The sequence below is a fragment of the Streptomyces sp. NPDC111516 genome, assembly GCF_055635345.1.
The window spans coordinates 189,643-206,017 of the sequence record NZ_JBVKBV010000011.1 but is presented as its reverse complement, the minus strand read 5'-3'; the positions used below and the strand labels follow the sequence as shown (position 1 = coordinate 206,017).

The 16,375-nt window shown below is 68.0% G+C and carries 14 protein-coding genes and 1 pseudogene; 5 read left to right on the top strand and 10 right to left on the bottom strand.

Features of this window, described 5'->3' with window-relative positions:
* Positions 1 to 41: 41 nt before the first annotated feature.
* Positions 42 to 737: a thioesterase II family protein gene (locus tag ACZ7L9_RS22155; protein WP_471417269.1), complete on the bottom strand. Its 696-nt coding sequence runs from the start codon at positions 735 to 737 to the stop codon at positions 42 to 44.
* Between the two features lie 197 nt (positions 738 to 934).
* Here ACZ7L9_RS22155 and ACZ7L9_RS22150 point away from each other — a divergent pair, with 197 nt between their 5' ends.
* The 4 genes and pseudogenes from ACZ7L9_RS22150 to ACZ7L9_RS22135 form a co-directional block, all read left to right on the top strand.
* Positions 935 to 1,384 carry a 4'-phosphopantetheinyl transferase family protein gene (locus ACZ7L9_RS22150; protein ID WP_471417266.1) on the top strand — a complete coding sequence of 150 codons (450 nt, stop codon included), beginning with the start codon at positions 935 to 937 and terminating at the stop codon, positions 1,382 to 1,384.
* A 401-nt stretch (positions 1,385 to 1,785) separates the two neighbouring features.
* Complete coding sequence (locus ACZ7L9_RS22145; protein ID WP_471417264.1) at positions 1,786 to 1,956, top strand: hypothetical protein; 171 nt, start codon at positions 1,786 to 1,788, stop codon at positions 1,954 to 1,956.
* An 87-nt stretch (positions 1,957 to 2,043) separates the two neighbouring features.
* Positions 2,044 to 3,171: a tyrosine-type recombinase/integrase gene (locus ACZ7L9_RS22140; RefSeq protein WP_471417263.1), complete on the top strand. Its 1,128-nt coding sequence runs from the start codon at positions 2,044 to 2,046 to the stop codon at positions 3,169 to 3,171.
* 122 nt (positions 3,172 to 3,293) lie between these two features.
* Positions 3,294 to 3,458: pseudogene (locus ACZ7L9_RS22135) on the top strand (pirin family protein); the annotation flags it as partial.
* Positions 3,459 to 3,718: 260 nt separating this feature from the next.
* Here the strand turns inward: ACZ7L9_RS22135 and ACZ7L9_RS22130 are convergent.
* Positions 3,719 to 3,847 (bottom strand): hypothetical protein, encoded by a 129-nt coding sequence (locus tag ACZ7L9_RS22130; RefSeq protein ID WP_471417261.1) that lies wholly within the window; start codon positions 3,845 to 3,847, stop codon positions 3,719 to 3,721.
* Between the two features lie 238 nt (positions 3,848 to 4,085).
* Between ACZ7L9_RS22130 and ACZ7L9_RS22125 the strand changes: the two genes are divergently transcribed.
* Positions 4,086 to 5,051 (top strand): S1 family peptidase, encoded by a 966-nt coding sequence (locus ACZ7L9_RS22125; RefSeq protein ID WP_471417259.1) that lies wholly within the window; start codon positions 4,086 to 4,088, stop codon positions 5,049 to 5,051.
* 251 nt (positions 5,052 to 5,302) lie between these two features.
* Here ACZ7L9_RS22125 and ACZ7L9_RS22120 read toward each other — a convergent pair whose 3' ends face one another.
* From ACZ7L9_RS22120 to ACZ7L9_RS22085, 8 genes are all read right to left on the bottom strand, one after another.
* A complete protein-coding gene (locus ACZ7L9_RS22120) occupies positions 5,303 to 6,196 on the bottom strand; it encodes a serine hydrolase (protein ID WP_471417258.1) in 894 nt (297 codons plus the stop codon).
* Between the two features lie 53 nt (positions 6,197 to 6,249).
* Complete coding sequence (locus ACZ7L9_RS22115) at positions 6,250 to 7,506, bottom strand: MFS transporter (RefSeq protein ID WP_471417257.1); 1,257 nt, start codon at positions 7,504 to 7,506, stop codon at positions 6,250 to 6,252.
* Between the two features lie 140 nt (positions 7,507 to 7,646).
* Positions 7,647 to 9,302, bottom strand: a complete 1,656-nt coding sequence (locus ACZ7L9_RS22110) for a PucR family transcriptional regulator (protein WP_471417256.1) — start codon at positions 9,300 to 9,302, stop codon at positions 7,647 to 7,649.
* A gap of 76 nt (positions 9,303 to 9,378) precedes the next feature.
* Complete coding sequence (gene menC, locus ACZ7L9_RS22105) at positions 9,379 to 10,482, bottom strand: o-succinylbenzoate synthase (RefSeq protein ID WP_471417255.1); 1,104 nt, start codon at positions 10,480 to 10,482, stop codon at positions 9,379 to 9,381.
* A complete protein-coding gene (locus ACZ7L9_RS22100; protein WP_471417254.1) occupies positions 10,479 to 11,330 on the bottom strand; it encodes a GNAT family N-acetyltransferase in 852 nt (283 codons plus the stop codon). The genes menC and ACZ7L9_RS22100 overlap by 4 nt, the downstream gene beginning before the upstream one ends.
* Positions 11,331 to 11,460: 130 nt before the next feature.
* The gene (locus tag ACZ7L9_RS22095; RefSeq protein ID WP_471417253.1) at positions 11,461 to 12,573 is read right to left on the bottom strand and encodes a M20 family metallopeptidase; all 1,113 of its coding nucleotides are present in this window, start codon (positions 12,571 to 12,573) and stop codon (positions 11,461 to 11,463) included.
* Positions 12,570 to 14,045 carry an amidohydrolase family protein gene (locus ACZ7L9_RS22090; protein ID WP_471417252.1) on the bottom strand — a complete coding sequence of 492 codons (1,476 nt, stop codon included), beginning with the start codon at positions 14,043 to 14,045 and terminating at the stop codon, positions 12,570 to 12,572. Before ACZ7L9_RS22090 ends, ACZ7L9_RS22095 begins: the two co-directional genes overlap by 4 nt.
* 787 nt (positions 14,046 to 14,832) lie before the next feature.
* Positions 14,833 to 15,867, bottom strand: coding sequence for an NUDIX hydrolase (locus tag ACZ7L9_RS22085; RefSeq protein ID WP_471417251.1), 1,035 nt, complete (start codon positions 15,865 to 15,867; stop codon positions 14,833 to 14,835).
* Between the last annotated feature and the right edge of the window lie 508 nt (positions 15,868 to 16,375).

Below are 16,375 nucleotides of genomic sequence, written 5' to 3'. Positions count from 1 at the left end.
GGGTGCTGCCGCGCCGTCACCACGGCGCGGCAGCACCTGTGTCAAAGCCGGGAGCCGATCGCCTCCGCTATGTACGGCAGGTGCTCGTCGACGAAGAAGTGACCGCCGGGCAGGACCTGCATCGCGAACCCGGCCTGGGTCTCCCGCTCCCACCGGGCGACGTTGTCGACGGCCACCCGCGGATCGCGGTCCCCGGCCAGGGCGACGATCGGGCAGTTCAGCCCCTTTCCGGATACGTAGGTGTAGTCCTCCAGCATCCGGTAGTCCGCGCGCAGTGCCGGCAGGGTGAGCCGCAGCAGTGAGGGGTGGTTCAGCACATCTGCGTCCTGACCGGCCAGGAGGCGCAGTTCCTCCACCAGCATCGCGTCGTCGGCATCCCTCAGCGACAACGCCCCGGGCGGGGGCCAGGGCAGCGACGGCGCCTGACACCCGGACACGACCAGGACGGTGGGCCCGCGCCCGCGCCCGTCCCCCTCCAGCCGCCGCGCGGTCTCGAACGCCAGCACCGCGCCCATGCTGTGTCCGAAGAGCCCGAACGGCAGCCCGTCACCGAGCCCCGGGCGGAACTCTGTGGTCACGGCATCCACGAGCAGGTCCACCCGCTCGACACAAGCCTCACGGAAACGCTCCTGCCGCCCCGAGTACTGAACGGCCCAGACCTCCACGCCCGCCTGGGCCAGAGCGGCGGACAGGGAGTGGAACGCACTCGCCGAACCCCCCGCGTGCGGAAAGCACACCAGCCGCGCCCGAGCCTGAAGAACGGGATGGAAACACCGTGCCCACCTACTCACCAACAACCTCCACGCCAGCGCTTTTCCGCCACGCTACTGACCCGCCGCCACTCACCCCCAGCGGGGGTCCCCTGCTCCATCTCGTAGACTCCAGGGAGCATGCCTTCACCGCTGCCCGCCTCGCCCCCGACATCCTCTCTCCTGTGGAACGGAGCCGAGCCGCCTCCTTCCACCATCCCCGGGACCGCGACACCTACGTCAGCGCTCACATGGCCCTGCGCACCCTGCTCGCCGCCCATCTCGGCATCTCTCCTGCCGAGGTCCGCATCGGCCGTGCTCCCTGCCCCGAGTGCGGCGCCCTGAACGGGCGTCCCGTCACGGGCCGCGACGATCTCCACTTTTCCCTCTCCCACACCGGTCCGCTGACGCTGCTGGCCATCGCCGCCACCCCGGTCGGCGTGGACCTGGAAGCGGTACCGCTGCTGAAGGCCGTCGAGGAGACCGTGCCAGTGCTCCACCCCCGCGAGACTATGGAGCTCTCCCTCCTCTCCCCGCACCACCGTCGGCAGGCCTTCGCTCGGGCCTGGTCACGCAGGGAGGCCCTGCTCAAGGCGATCGGCACTGGCCTCGCCCATGACATGGCCCGCCACTAGTGTCTCGTGATTCCGTCAGCGTTACTTGATCTTGTGTGGCAGGGTCTCTTGGAATGGAGCTCTCCGTGGAACAGGCCGACGAGTTGCGGGAGTTGGTCAACAGCAGGGACGTGCCTGCGGATATAGCCACGCGGGGTCGGATCGTGTTGTGGTCAACGCGAACTGACATGAACATGATCACGGCCACTAGTGGACGAGATGGGGGAGGTTCGGAATATCAAACAACTCCGCCGACGGGCATACCGGATCATGGCGCTGCTGGGGCTACGTCAGGTGCGCCTGTACGACGCTCGAGCGTCCTGCTTCACGTACCTCGCCAACAAGGGCGTGCCGGACCATCTTCCCTTGCCAGTCCCAATAGTTTGGTATCTGGATAGGAGGAACGCATGGAGTCTCGATTTATGGACGCCCAGCAGACGGCGCAATATCTGAATACGTCGCTCACTTGGATTTACTGGGATGCTCGACGCTGCGGCCTGAAGGCGTACAGATTCAGCAACGGGAAGAATGCGAAAATGCAGTTCAAGATCGCCGATGTCCTGAAATGGCTTGAACAGCGGCAGATTAGTTGAGCGCTGGCGGACTTATTTGTTGCGCATCGGAAGTTTCAGTCGGTAGGGGGAGTTAGGGCTTTGGCGACCAGAGGTCTCGTCAGGGGAATGGGTACCTTTTTCAAAGAGTGCGGTCATTCTGAGTCGAGATGGTCAAAGTTTCCCCACGCCTACAAGATTAGGTATCGCAATGCTGCGGGCAAGCAGACCGTCGAGTCCGGTTTTGCGACCCAGGACAAGGCCATTGCGCGACTGATGGAGGTTTATAAGGAGCGGAAGGAGGCACCTCGCAAACAGAGTAGAGCCGAACGCATCCAAAAGTACGGATCCATGCCATTCGACGAGTACGCCGCCGGGTGGAAGGGAGGCCAGCGGGATCTGGCTGCGTCGTCGATACGCCACCTCGATTCCTTGCTGAACCACCACATTCTTCCGGCACTCGGTAGTCGCCGAATGGATTCGTTCGATCACAAGGTCGTGGACAGATTCATTCAGACCTTGGAGCGCAATGGTGTCGGTCTAGCGACTCAGGCCAACGCGTATGACAAGCTGAAGGCGATCCTTCTCGATGCGCACAGGCTAGGAATATTTGGAGAAAACCCGCTGGAGGGAGTAAAACCTCCCCAGTATGATCCCGAGCGTGCTGTTATTCCCTCTGTGATGCAACTCCGGCAAATACGCACTGCTGGTGACGACGCCTTCCGTTTGATAGCGGATCTCATGAGTGGTTGCGGGATGCGCAACGGAGAGGCGGCGGCGGTAAGCATAAAAAATATCGTTGCCGACGACGTATACCGAATCACCGAGCAAGTGAACCAAACCACCAGGCAATACGGGCGACTCAAGCACCGCAGGGTTGGGGAATACCGTGACGTGCCGTTGCCGTCGAGGATAAAGGAAACCATCGAATGGTACGCGGAGAAGTACGGAACCGTGGATGGCTACCTTCTCAGGCACCCGGCGGATCCCGCAAAGACATTCCCGTACTACTACCTTTCGAACCAGTGGCAGAGGATAAAGAGGGCCGAGGAGGCGGATATACCTGAGGGGATGGTCATGTACGGGTTCCGACACTTTTTCGCCTCAAACTGCCTGTCTCATCGCATTCCGATCACCGACGTGGCTGAGTGGATGGGGCACAAGAGTATCGACGTCACGTTCAAGATCTACCGTCATCTCATGCCCGGGTCGATAGGCAAGGCGGCCAAGCTTCTGGACGTCGGCCTGACCGTCTGAGGTTGGGCGGGGCGCTGCAGCACCAAGGTCGCAGGGAACCATGCCGTCGCGATGCTGACCTTTTGCTGACCCCTCGCGGACTTGAATGCGTCTGACCTGGGGAAACGCTGAAGCGGTGTGAGATGTGGTGGAACTTCATCGGGCGGTCCCACGAGGAAATCGAGGAGGCCCGGCAGGCGTGGGCGGAGGGCTCCCGCTTTGGTGAGGTGCACGGCTACGACGGTGGCCGGCTGCCTGCTCCCGCACTGCCGCCGGTGGCGCTGAAACCGCGAGGGCGGGTGCGCTGACCTGGGGTGATGTGCCCCCCAACGTACGCAGCGATCCGGGCGTGACCACCGCGCGAACATGTCAATGTGAGCCCTGGAGCGACAGCAGCCAAGGGCCATCTCCACCCTCTGGAACGAACTGGCCGCTTGAGAACCTCCGACTTCAGACACAGCTGCCCCGGCCCAGGGCCGCAGCGGATGTTGCGGAGCGGCGTGAGGGCACGGTTCCCCAGCCGACTCGGTCGTTTGAAGTGTTTGGCCAACTGAAGCCCGTGTATCCATCACACTGCGGCCATGAACGCGACGTGGTTCTTGCCGATCGCGGCAGGGGCGGGTCCGTCCAGCCGTCGGCGGAGCCTCCGCCGCTCCGGCCGTTCCGCGTCGCAGCCGGTTTCCAGTACGGCATGCACGAGCGCGAGTAGGGCGTACGTCTGCGTTTCGGCTCCCGGGTCGGTGACTCCCTCCGGGGGTCTTCTCCGGCGCTCTGCGAAGTCCTTCGCCGGGCAGCCACACTCCGGGCCCCGAGTTTCACCAGTACAGAGGGGGGCTGGCCCCACCATCGGCCGACCCGTTGCCCGGATGGTCCGGCGGGCCTCGAACAACGAGGCTGAATGCATAAGATCCACCAAGCAAAAAAGGGAAACCTCTGTGTTCAGCTTCAAGCCGCTGCACCGCCGTACCGCCCGCACCGCTGCCGTCGGTGCTCTCGCCGCCGCGGCCTGCGTCACCGTCATGGCCGGCAGCGCCGGCGCCATCGTCAACGGGTCGGACTCCACCGAGAGCTACCCGTTCATGGCAACCATCCCGGAGTCGGCCCCCAAGCACGGTCTGTACGACGGGACCTGTGGGGCATCGCTGATCCATCAGCAGTGGGTGCTGACGGCGGCCCACTGCGTCAAGGGCGACGGCCTCGAGCTGGACGGCATCGTGCGCGTCGGCAGCGAACACCGCAAGTCCGGCGGCACCGTCCGGAAGATCGACCGGACCTTCATCCACCCCGACTATGTGAACGGCGCCGGCAAGGCCGCCAACAACCACGACATGGCGCTGATACGCCTGGACCGCCCGGTCGCTGAGAAGCCCATCGAGATCGCCGAGCAGGCCGGGCGGCCCGGCACGCCGACCCGGCTCCTGGGCTTCGGCACCACCGTCGACACCGAGTTCAAGTTCCCCGACCGGCTAAAGGAGTTGAACACCCGCAGAGGCGCCGAGTCCGAGTGCGCGCCCGGCTACGCGGACCGGACCCGGCTGTGCACGATCACCACCGTGCCCAAGGCCATGGCGTGCTTCGGGGACTCCGGCGGACCGCAGGTCCAAAAGGGTCGGGACGGCCGCTGGGAGCTGATCGGCGTCACCTCGGGGCCCGGCGCCCCGAAGGTGCCGTGCTCGCAGGGCCCCGGCCTCTACACCAGCGCGCCCGCCTATGCGGGCTGGATCAACAAGACCATGAAGACAAACAGCGTCCCGTCGACTGCGGCAAAGGGCTCTGACCTCGCCGAGACCGGCACGAACGACAACACCGCGGCGATTGCCGGCGTGGCCGCCGCGCTGATCGCCGCCGGTGGCGGCACCGCCGTCGCAGTGCGCCGCCGCAAGACCCGCCACGCCGCCTGAGCGAAACGGCCGCAATCCAAAGGCGGCCCCCTCGCCAGGGGGCCGCTGCCCTTCGCCGCGTCCTTCCCGCCCTCCAGGCTGGGGTCTGCGCATGGAGGTGGTCGACGGCCAGCCGGGCGGCCGTGCCGATGGACGAGTCGGAGAACGGGTGGTTCCGGGAGGTTATGACCTGCGCGCTCATGGCCGATTCGTGAGAAACGACGAGAACCGGCGAAACCCTCATCGACGAAACACCCGGCCGCCGGTATTGGCTACCGCCGAAGCCAGTCCACCGCCTGGGCGGCGGCGAACCCGATGAAGGCGTCACGCTCGGGAACTCTCGATCGGGCGTCGACGGCCCTGGTGAAGACGCCGACCGCGTACCGGCCGCCGTCCGGGTACTCCACCACGCCGATCTCGTTGCGCAGCGAGGGCAGCGTGCCGGTCTTGCCGCTGATCCTGACGTCGTCGTCCGCGAAACCGGAGCGCAACCGGTGCGGCCACACCTGCAGTTCCAGCCAGCGCCGGACGTCGGCGCACGCCGCCGCGGGCGCTGCTTCGTCACGCCAGATCAGGCCCAGCAACCGGGTGCTTTCCGCGGCGGTGGTCCGGCAGGTCTCTTCGGGCGTCATCGCACGCAGCTTGAAGAGTTGTTCGGTCGGCAACGCGGCCAGGATCCGTTCGTCGTCCTGGTAGTCGATCCCGAGGTCCTCGCCGATCGTGCGCAACAGCTCCCCGCAGTCGTGGGGGACGGCCGTGTGCGGGAGGTCGAGCCGGCGCAGCGTCTCGGCGACCGCGGCCTTTCCCACTTTCCCGAGGATCAGGTCTGTGGCGACGTTGTCGCTGATGCCGATCATCAGGACGGCCAGGTCGTACCAGGACATCGTGACGTCATGGCGGAACGTCGCGAGGCCGTACGGACTGGCGGTCGGATGTCCCGACGGCACCGTGATCCGCTCGGCGAGGTCGACTTCGCCGTCGGCCGCCTGCCGGGCAAGTTCCACTGCTACGGGAACCTTGAACACGGAGGCGGTGACCACCGGCTCCTCGGCGTCGATGCACACCTGTCGCGGGCCGTCCAGATCAGCTGCGTGCAGCCAAACCTGGACGCCGACTTCCGCCGCTCGGGCGGTGATTGTCCCGACCAGTTCCGATTCGTTGACCATGGAGTGGTCCCTTCTGTCTGTCCGGTGTGGACTGTCTGCTCGGTTTCGGCCGGCTACTTGGTGGCAGCCGACGGGAAGTTGAACTGTTCGGCGTGCTGCGGGACCCAGAACGCGAGCACCGCGGTGAGCAGTGTGGTGCCGATCAGGAAGCCGAACGCAGCGGTGTAGGAGAACGCCTCCGCCAGCCAGCCCATCGCCAGCGGGGCGATCACGCCGGCGACCTGGCCGCCGAAGTTCGTCATCCCGGAGCCGAGGCCGGCCACCGCCGTGGGAAGCACCCGCAGCGGGAGTCCGAAGACACACATCGTAGCCATCCCGAACACCCCGACGGCCAACGTCTCGTAGACGGTGAATGTCGCCGCGCTGCCCGCCGACACCATCAGGACGAGCAGGACCGCGGTCACCGTCGCGATGGACACCAGGTACCACCTGGCCTTGTCATGGAAGTACCGGTCGAACAGCCAGCCGCCGAAGATGGTCGTCGCGAAGCCCACCAGACTCGGGATCGCCGACAGCAAGCCGGTCTCGTTCAGCGACAGGTGTCTGGCCTCGAGCAGATAGCTGGGCACCCAGATCACCAGGCCGTAGCTGAGCATGTTCATCGCGCAGAACAGCACCGCGAACTTCCACACCGCCGGGGACTTCAGCACTTGTGCCCGCGAGATTTCGGGCGTCGTCCCCGCCGTTTGCGGGAGCCGGCTGAGCCGGTCCGGCAACGCCTTGGGCAGGAGCGCCCACAAACCGATGCCGATGACCGCGCCACAACCCGCCATCCAGAGGAAGGTGTGCCGCCAGCCGATGCCCGTCAGCAGGGGGGCGACGAGCAAGGGGGCAAGGCCGGCGATCCCACTGGCGGACAACATCACGCTGGTGGCGGTTCCTCGTCTCTCCGGTGTCGTTCGTTCCGCGATCGCTTTGAACGACGCCGCCGGGAACACGCCCTGACAAGCACCGAACAGGCCACGGAACAGCAGGAGCAGACCGAACGTGCCGGCCATCCCGGTCAGCGCGGTGAACAGCGACCACAGCAAAAGCGTGATCAGCATCGGTTTGCGGGAGCCGTACCGATCGGCCAGGAAGCCCGCCGGTATCTGGCAGATCATGTATACCAGCGCGAAGACAGTGACCAGCGAGCCCTGTGCGGTCTTACCGAGATGGAACTCCTCTCCGATCGACGGCAGAGCCATGCTGATGGAGAACCGGTCGATGTAGTCGATCGACCAGGCGCACAGCATGACCACCATCGTGATCGTTGCTGTCCGGTTGACCCGCATCGGTGTCCAGGTGTCCTCGGTGACCACCGCCGTCATGGTTACCTCCGTACCGCTGCGTCGTGGTTGATGGCCCATCCTGGACATCAGGTGACGCAGCGGGTTCGTGGAGTTCCACAAACCTTCAGGTGGTGTTCGGGCGGTGCGGACGAACGTTGTCCCGTTGCGGTGTCCGGCTCCTACTCGCGGTGCCGGGCCGGGTGGAGCCGGAGTTGCAGCATCGCCGCGAACCGCTCGCCGGGGTCGTCGAGATTGATCTCACCGACCTCCGCGACCCGTCGCAGTCGGTACCGGAAGGTGTTGGGGTGCACGTACGCCGTGGCGGACGCGGCCCCCACGTCACCGAAAGCGTCCAGCCAGCACGACAGCGTGTGGACGAGCTGCGACTGGTGCCGGGCGTCATAGTCGAGCAGACGGGCGACGGGCCCGGTCGCCACGTCCCCGCGCGCGGCGGCCAGATCGGCGAGGTCCAGCATGAGCGCGTCGACGTGGACGTCCTCGGCCGTGGCCACCCGTCGGGTGCCCCCGTTGGCGAGCAGCACCCGCAGCGCCCGGTCCGCGCCGTCGCGCGAGCGGCTGAGTCCGGAGCCGTCGAGTGCGGGCGGGCCGATTCCGATCGCCGCATCCACGCGCTGCCCGGTGCGCTCCAGGAAGGTCGACGCAACGCGGATCGACCGCTCCTGGCAGTCCGCCTGGCTCCCCGGCATCGGCACGATGCCGTAGGCAACGTCGCCCACCAGCGCCACGGCCGAACGCGCCTGGACCGCACTCAGGTGCATGGCCAGCGCGTCCGCGACCCGCTGGCGGTCCGCGACCCGGCGCAGACCGTCCTCCGTCGACGGATCGGCGTCCGAACTGCCGAACAGACCCAGTGCCAGCACGATCGCGGGCTGCCCTACCAGCCCGAGCCGCGCAATCGCCTCCGGTGCCCCCGTGCCGCCTTCGAGCGCGGTGCTCACCAGGTCGGCGCGCAGGCGGCGTTCGACATCGGCGCCCGCACGCAAGCGCAACATGTGGAGCGCGACGAGCTTGCCGGCGTCGATCAGCGCCTGCGTGCGCTCCTTGGACAAGGGCCCGGGCACCGCCGCCCAGATCGAGCCGAGGATCTCGTCGCCGGCCCGGACCGCTAGCGCCACGCGGGGAACGGTCATCGTCTCGTCGTGGAGCGGATCGACGTACACGGGCGCATGGCCGCGATAAAGTCGCTCGAAGACGCCGTTGCGTGCCAGGCCGAGGGTGAAGCGTTCCGGTACCTGGCGGCCCAGGATCGTCTCCACGCGGGACTGGTCGGCCTCGTCCTGTCGGCCGGAGAAGGCGAGCACCCGTGAGCTGCGGTCCTCGATGGTGACCGGCGCGTCCAGCAGCGCGGCCACGGCGTTGGCCAGCGCGAAAAGGTCGCCCGACGGCATGCCGCCCAGCGTCTGCGGTGAGATGTCGCCGATGTCTCCCTCGACGAGCAGGGTGCGGAGCATGGCGGCGACCTGCGCCCAGGAGGCTCCGCGGGTGAGTCCGAGCAGTGCGACGCCGGACTCGTCGGCGGCCCGCCGGATTGCCACGGTCGCGGTGAAGGGTGACCGTACGACGAGCGCCGCCGCGCCCTTGCGGCCGAGGTCGTGCAGGAGGCGGACCACGTCGTCCGGTTCATGGACGCCCACCCCCAGGACTACCGCCTGTGCGGGGAACTGCGCTTCGTCGAGCGGGTCGTGGATGACTACACCGCTCAGTTGCCGGCGCGTGCTCCCGCCGCCGGCGATCGACTCCAGCAACACGTCCCCGAGGTCTTCGAGAACGCGCGCCAGGCTTGTGTGTGGCTTGCCAGACGTCGGTGTCAGCACCGCCCAAAGGTAACTCCGGCCGCACCGGAACCCATTGGTCCGATCCGACCGGATTTCACGGCGAATTCGTCGCGTGCTACGAACCGAGCCACACCGTCGAGGTGGTGACCTCCGCCAGCAGGTCGGGAATCGGGGTGACGCCGAGACCCGGCCCCTGGGGCACGGGCAGGTGTCCGTCCTTCAGGACGAACGGTTCAGTGATGTCGGTCCGGTAGAACCGGTCCGACGCCGAGGTGTCGCCGGGCAGGGTGAACCCGGGCAGCGAGGCGAGCGCGACGTTGGCCGCCCGCCCGAGCCCAGTCTCGATCATGCCACCGCACCACACGGGGATCCCGTGGGCGGCGCAGACGTCATGCACCCGCCGTGCCTCAAGGTAACCACCGACCCGGCCCGGCTTGATGTTCACGATGCGACAGGCGCCCAGCGTGATCGCGTCGGCAGCGGAACGGGCTGACACGATCGACTCGTCGAGGCAGATCGGCGTGCGGATGCGACGGGCCAGCTCGGCGTGGCCCAGGAGGTCCTCCTCGTCCAGGGGCTGCTCGATGAGGAGGAGCTCGAAGGGGTCCAGACGGGCGAGCTGGGACACGTCGGACAGCGTGTACGCCGTGTTGGCGTCGACCTGCAGCAGCACATCGTCGCCGAAGCGCTCCCTCACCGCTCGCACCGGCTCGACGTCCCAACCGGGTTCGATCTTCAGCTTGATCCGCACGTAGCCGGCGTCGAGATAGCCGCCTACGACGTCCAGGAGTTGTGGGACGGAGTCCATGATGCCGACCGAAACCCCGCACGGCACCAAGTCCCGGGTGGACCCGAGCGCGGTGGCGAAGGACAGGTCGTGTGCTCGGAGTTCAGCGTCGAGCACGGCCATTTCGAGTGCGGCCTTCGCCATCCGGTGACCCTTGAACCTGGCCAGCCGGGGCGCGACGCGGCTCGCGGTGACCTCGCCCTCCATCAGGGCCGGGACCAGGAAGTTCCGCAGCACGTGCTCGGCCCCGTCGACGTATTCCGAGGAGTAGAGCGGCTCTCCCATCGTGACGCACTCGCCCCAGCCCTCGCCGTTCGGCGTCACGACTCGTATGAGCAGCAGTTCCCGTACGTTTTGGGTACCGAACGACGTCCGGAACGGTGCCACCAAAGGCATCTGGACGCGCAGAAGTTCCACACCGCTGGGCTTCATGATGACTTCTCCCTTGAGACCACGTACCAGCCGGCACGATCGAATCCGATGACCCTGGCTTCCTCCGCCATCAGGCCTCCCAACACCTCCCGCAGTGCGACGCGCCACGCCTGGCCCTGATCCGGGTCCGTGCGCCGGAGTGTCTCGATGTCGGGCGGCACGGCGACCAGCACGAGCGGCCCGTCGGTCCCGGCGGTCAGCGGGCCCCCGTCGGGTGCGACCGACAGCGCGGCTGCCGCACCGCGCTGTCGCAGCGCGGCGGCGTCGACTCGGGCATCCCCACCGAGCGAAGCGGCGGACGCAGCCGGGCCGGCAAGCTCCCAACGGACCATCAGCCGGTCGGTGTCACCAGCGCCGTTGATGCCGTCGCGCATCGGCCCGTAGAAGTCGGGCAGGTAGCGCGCCGGGCCGGCGCCGAGTTTGGCCAGGTTGAAATACGCGTTCCGCCGCACCAGGGGATCGAACGTCCAGGTGACCAGCGAGATGTCCTGGCGCAACGCCCAGGCGCGCTGGTGCAGTTTGAGGGCGAATCCGATCCCCCGCCCGAGCCCTCGCGGTGCAACGCCGGCGATGTGGCTGTGCAGGCTCGCCTTGGCCGGGCTGCCGAAGAAGCCGAAACAGGCTCCCAGAAGCTCGTCCCCCTCATACGCGCCCGCGACATAGTTTCCCGCCGCGGCCATCGCCCGCAGCAGCTCTGCCGTCACCGGTTGGGCGCCGGCGCCCGGCTGCCAGATCGATGCGAAGAGCCGGCAGACATCGGTGAGGTCGGACACCTCGGTCAGGTCCCGGATTTCCACACGTGAGGCGGCGGCAGCAGCGGTCGCGGCGGCCGGCGCGGCTGCGCTCACGGCTGGGGAAACCAGACCTGACTCAGGTGTCGCAAGATCTGTCACGGGACTGTCCTTTCCGGGCTTACCGGGCCGGTCACCGTGGTGCCGCACCCGGGTTGTCCGCCGCGTTCGTCGTAGCGCACAGAGTTCACTTCGCCAGCACGGCGTCGATCAGGGCGGTGAGCAGGGCGGTGCGCCGTGGCAGTTCGGCGACGACGATGTGTTCGTCGTCCGCGTGCGCACCGCCGCCCACAGCGCCGAGGCCGTCGAGGGTGGGGATCCCGAGGCCGGCGGTGAAGTTCCCGTCCGAGGCACCACCGACAGCGGCGGCAGTGAGCGCTCCGAGGCCGAGTTCGCCGGCGACCGTCGCAGCGAGGTCGAACAGCCCCGACGACGCGTCCGCCTGCAGCGGCGGGCGGTTGATGCCACCCGAGATCCGGATCCGCGAGCCCTCGAGTACGGGGCGGAGGTCCCGCACGGCCCGGTCGACCCGCCACTGCTCCGCCTCGTCCCACACACGTACGTCGACCGCCACGCCGGCATGGGCGGGAACCGTGTTGGTCGTGGTGCCGGCGGAGAGGGCCGTCGGCACGACGGTCGTGCCCCGCTCGGCGTCGGCCAGTGCCGCGACTGCGAGGATCTGGTGCGCCGCCTCCACCCCGGCGTTCACCCCCTTCTCCGGTTCGAGCCCGGCGTGCGCGGCCCGGCCGTCCACTTCGATCCGGTACAGGGAGGCGCCTTTGCGGCGGCACTTCAACGCTCCGCCGCCTGCCGACGCCTCCAACACGAACACCGCGTCGCAGCCGCGAGCTTCTTCCTCGATCAGCCGCCGCGACGACGGCGAGCCGATCTCCTCGTCACCGGTGAAAAGGATCGAAAGACCCGACCGGTTCCCGGCGGCAGCGGCGGCGTGCAGCGCCATCACGACACCCGCCTTCATGTCGAAGCAGCCCGGCCCGCGCAGCACTCCGTCCCGGAGGGAATACGGGTGTGTCTCCAGCGATCCGGTGGGCCACACCGTGTCGTGGTGTCCGAGCAGCAGCACACGCGGTGCCTCGCCGAACCGCCACCTCAGGTGCGTGCACCCGTCGATCACCACGCGATCCGGTTCCGTGTCCAGCAGCCTGCGCCCCAGTGCCGCCACGACGTCTGCGCTGCGGGCGACGGCTTCGTGATCGGACGACGGCGACTCGCACCGCACCAGGGTCTCGATGTCCGCGACGAGGGCCTCCACCGCCGCTTCGGCGCGCGTCGCCGTCATCGCGGCTCACCTCGCAGCGGCTGTCCGGGAAGCGCGTCGACCTGCAGCTGCCCCGCACTGACCACCGGGACACCACCGACAAACAAGTGCCGCACGCCCACAGAGGGCCGCGTGGGGTCGAAGTAGGTCGCGCAATCGGTGATCGCCACGGGGTCGAGTACGACGATGTCCGCGTCCGCGCCGACCCCGAGGTGTCCCTTCGCCCGAGCGCCCGGCGCCACCTCGTCGAGGACTCGCGCCGGCAGGTGGGCACACCGCCGGAACGCCTCCGGCCAGTCCCAGGCACCGCTCTCCCGCACCATCACGCGCAGCGTCTTGGTGAACGTTCCCGCGGTGCGCGGATGCGTCGTTCCCCCGGTCGGCAGGGGCCACTCCGTGCTGTCGCTGCTGCCGTCGGGCCAGAAGACGGGCATCGCGTCACTGGCGACAATCGCGTCCGGAAAGGCCAGCGCCTGGTGCAGCATCGCGAGCTCGCGCGGGTTGCCCTCGTCGAGGAACTCCAGAACGCAGGGCGCCCCGGGGTCGCTGTTCCGCAACTGCCGCAGGCGCCCCTCGTCGGCGATGCGCTCCCCCGATTCGAGCATCACGACGCTCGACGGGGACAGGCCCTTCATCCGCAGGTGCTCGGCGTCGAGGAAGGCCGCTCCGATCGCCGTGCTGCCGGCCCCGTACGGGTAGGCCTCGACCGTCACCCGGGATCCCGACCGCCGTGAACCGTCCAATGCGCCGAGTACCCGGTCGATGTGGTGGCCCGAAGTGCTGTTGACGTGGCAGTGATGCATGGCGGCGCCGGTCTCGGCCGCGGCGATGACGATCTCCTCGGAGCCGTCTGCCGGAGTGCCGGGATCCACCTCGACCAGCTCGCGGACGTGGGTGTACGTCGGCACGCCGGCCTTCGCGGCAAGGCGGGCGACAGCGAGGAACTCGGCAGGCTCACTGTGGGGCGCGTACCCGAGGAGGACTCCGATGCCGAGCGCTCCGGCGCTCAGCTCCCCCTCGATCAGGGCCAACCACTCGGCGAGTTCACGATCGGTGGAGGAGCGCTGCCATGCGCGGTTGCCGAGCACCGCGAGGCCGCTCCCGATCTGTGCGTCGGGCTGGATGCCGGCGAGCACCTGGGCCCGGGCACCACCCCACGAAGCGGAGAAGCCGTAGTGCAGCGGGCGTCCGGCCGCGGCGGCCTCGGCGTACGCACGCCCGATGGGCATGAGGCCCGCTTCCAGGTCGAGGGCCGTCGTCACGCCGTCCATGGCCTGCAGCCGCTGCCCGGCGATGGAGTGCACGTGGCTGTGCAGGTCGACGAACCCCGGACCGACGACCAAACCCGTGACGTCGACGACCGCGCATCCCGGTGGCGCGTCGAGCCCTGCTGCGACGGCGCCGACCATGCCGTCGGACACGAGGACGTCGGCGATGCCGTCGAACCCTGTTCCCGGATCAATGACACGGCCGCCACGCAAAAGTGTCTGCATGCCTTCGTCTCCTCGTCGAGGACGCACTGGAGCACCTGCTGGTCTCCAGTTCGACCCTAGGAGGGAGGCCGGGCATCGCTGTTGGTCCAGGCCGACGAATCCGTGACGGCTCGTTCATGCACCCCGACGAACCCGGCACGACGTACGGCTTCTTCTCCAGGCCGGAGATGCCGGACCAGGACGATGCGGGGTAGGGAGAACCCCCGGTCCGAGCTCGGACGGAGGCAGTCGCGATCGCGTGTGGGTGTGCCTGTGGCCTGGGCCGATACGTGAAACACGCCGCTTCCTGTGATCCTTGAGGTGTCTGGGCTCAAGTTTGATCAAGCAGAGAAACGGCGTGTCTGTCTTCAGCATATGGAAGCGGACCGTGACGGCGGAGAACACCGTGGTCCAGGGCGTTCGGATCGATGAGAACGAACAGTGTGTGGTCGTGTCGGTACGGCCCGATGCCCGCCGTCGGCAGCGGTGCGGCCGGTGCCGACGGCCCTGCGCGAGGAGCTCGACCGCCTCAAGAAAGCTGTCCAGCGCTCTCTGGGAGCCCAACTCGACCAGGTCGGCACCAAGGAGCTGACCGAACGGGTCAACGAGCTCCTGGCGGCCGTGGAACGGCTCACCCTAAACGCGATGAGATACGCGCCGAACGGGACGACCTCAGGCGCAAGCTCATCGAGACCGAGGACAACCTGACCGCCGCCCGCGAAGCGGGCAAGGAGATGTTCAAGCGGATCAACCGCACCTGACCCGGCGGCGATATCCAGCGGCCCGGCGGCTTCAGGGAGGGGAGGAATCAACACGCGATTCCCTCAGCGGGGAGTTCCGTGATGGGGGACGGTGCTGCGAGCGGGATGCCCCATTGTTTGCGGGCCAGGTGGGCGGCTCGGGCTGCCTGTTGGTAGCCCTGATCGCCCCAGCCGAGCAGGGCGGCGGCCTGCTCGGGTGCGGCCAGGAGCCGGGCGAACTGTCGGCCGGTGGCAGGGTCGATCGCGGCTGGGCCGACCGCTGTGATCGGCGCGGCCAGTCGTAGCCGCGCGCATTCGCCGATGCCGCCGTAGACATCACCGGTGGCGTCGTAAACCCATCCCAGCCGTTCGGTCTTTCCCGGGGCCAGGGTCAACTGGGCTTCTTCGGCGGCCTTGCGTGCCAGCGCGGCCTCCGGGGACGCATCTGTGGGCTCGACCGTGCCGCCGGGCAACGTGGCCAGCGGTTCAGCGGGGTCGATGACCAGGACGACTCGGCCGTCGGGTGCGAAGAGCCAGCCCCAGGCTTGGGGGACTGGGAGTTGGTCGGGGACGCGGTCGGGGTGCCAGGGCCACTGGCGTCCGTCCCGGGGGCGTGTGTGTACCTGGTGCAGGTCCAGTGGTGGCACTGCCCCGACGTGGCGGCCGCCTTCGAGGTGGGCGGTCGTGCCGGCCAGGCGGGCGCGCAGCGCGGCCAGCATGATCTGTGCGTCCACGGGGATCATTCGCTCGGCCGCTGCCCGGGAGTCGAGGAACTCGTATCCGTGCAGCTCGTCTGCGGGCAGGCGGAGGGCGGCGATGTCCGGCTCGGTCAGGGTCCCGCCGTCCAGCACGTAGCGCACCTCGCCTGGGAAAGGCAGGTCTGGGGCGACGTCCGGATGTCCAGGGGCGAGCCAGTTTACGGCCAGCACCCTCCCGGACGTCCTCATCAGTCCGAGTTCTTCGTGTACTTCGCGACGGCAGGCCTCTTCGGGGCTTTCACCCGGCTCGACACCGCCACCCGGGAGCAGCCACTGCCTGCGATAGGTCGGCTTGACCAGCAGGACACGACCGAGCTCGTCCGTGAACACCGCCGCTGCGCTCAACCAGACAGAGTGACGTGATCGGGCGTAGTCCTCCTGGGACATTTTCGGCTGCTCGGGTACGGCGGCCGTGCCACTGTGCGCGGGGGGATTCATTCCTGCTCCCGTCTGTTGCGTTCGTGGTGCATGGCATTGGTGTGTTTTGCGAGCTTGGCGGGACGGACCCGGACGCGGTTGCCCGTGCAGCGGCACCGTCCCACAGTCGGGATGAGGGTCGGCCTTGGGCAGAGGGCGTGGCTATGGTGATTGCAATGTGTACGGACAGCGTGTCGGCGCGGGCTTCCAGATCGGCAAAGCCTCTGCCCGGCCAGTGATCGTTCGCGCGCGACGCTGTTCACCAGGGTTCCCCGCCTGGGCCAGTCAGCGATCATGTGGACTGGTCGGAGCGGTCAGTTCGGTCGGTGTGACCCCTCGCGCGGCCCAGAGAGCGGGGCGCTGTGCGGCTAGGGGACGGAGCGGGTCGGGAGCGAGGGTGATGGACACCCAGGGCACGGCGTCCTTGCGAAAGGAG

Bases quoted from the DNA above. Each gene is read 5' to 3' on its own strand.
- ACZ7L9_RS22145 (WP_471417264.1), top strand. From the start codon at position 1,786: ATGGACGCCCAGCAGACGGCGCAATATCTGAATACGTCGCTCACTTGG.
- ACZ7L9_RS22140 (WP_471417263.1), top strand. From the start codon at position 2,044: ATGGGTACCTTTTTCAAAGAGTGCGGTCATTCTGAGTCGAGATGGTCA.
- ACZ7L9_RS22120 (WP_471417258.1), bottom strand. From the start codon at position 6,196: ATGGTCAACGAATCGGAACTGGTCGGGACAATCACCGCCCGAGCGGCG.
- ACZ7L9_RS22115 (WP_471417257.1), bottom strand. From the start codon at position 7,506: ATGACGGCGGTGGTCACCGAGGACACCTGGACACCGATGCGGGTCAAC.
- menC (WP_471417255.1), bottom strand. From the start codon at position 10,482: ATGAAGCCCAGCGGTGTGGAACTTCTGCGCGTCCAGATGCCTTTGGTG.
- ACZ7L9_RS22095 (WP_471417253.1), bottom strand. From the start codon at position 12,573: ATGACGGCGACGCGCGCCGAAGCGGCGGTGGAGGCCCTCGTCGCGGAC.
- ACZ7L9_RS22090 (WP_471417252.1), bottom strand. From the start codon at position 14,045: ATGCAGACACTTTTGCGTGGCGGCCGTGTCATTGATCCGGGAACAGGG.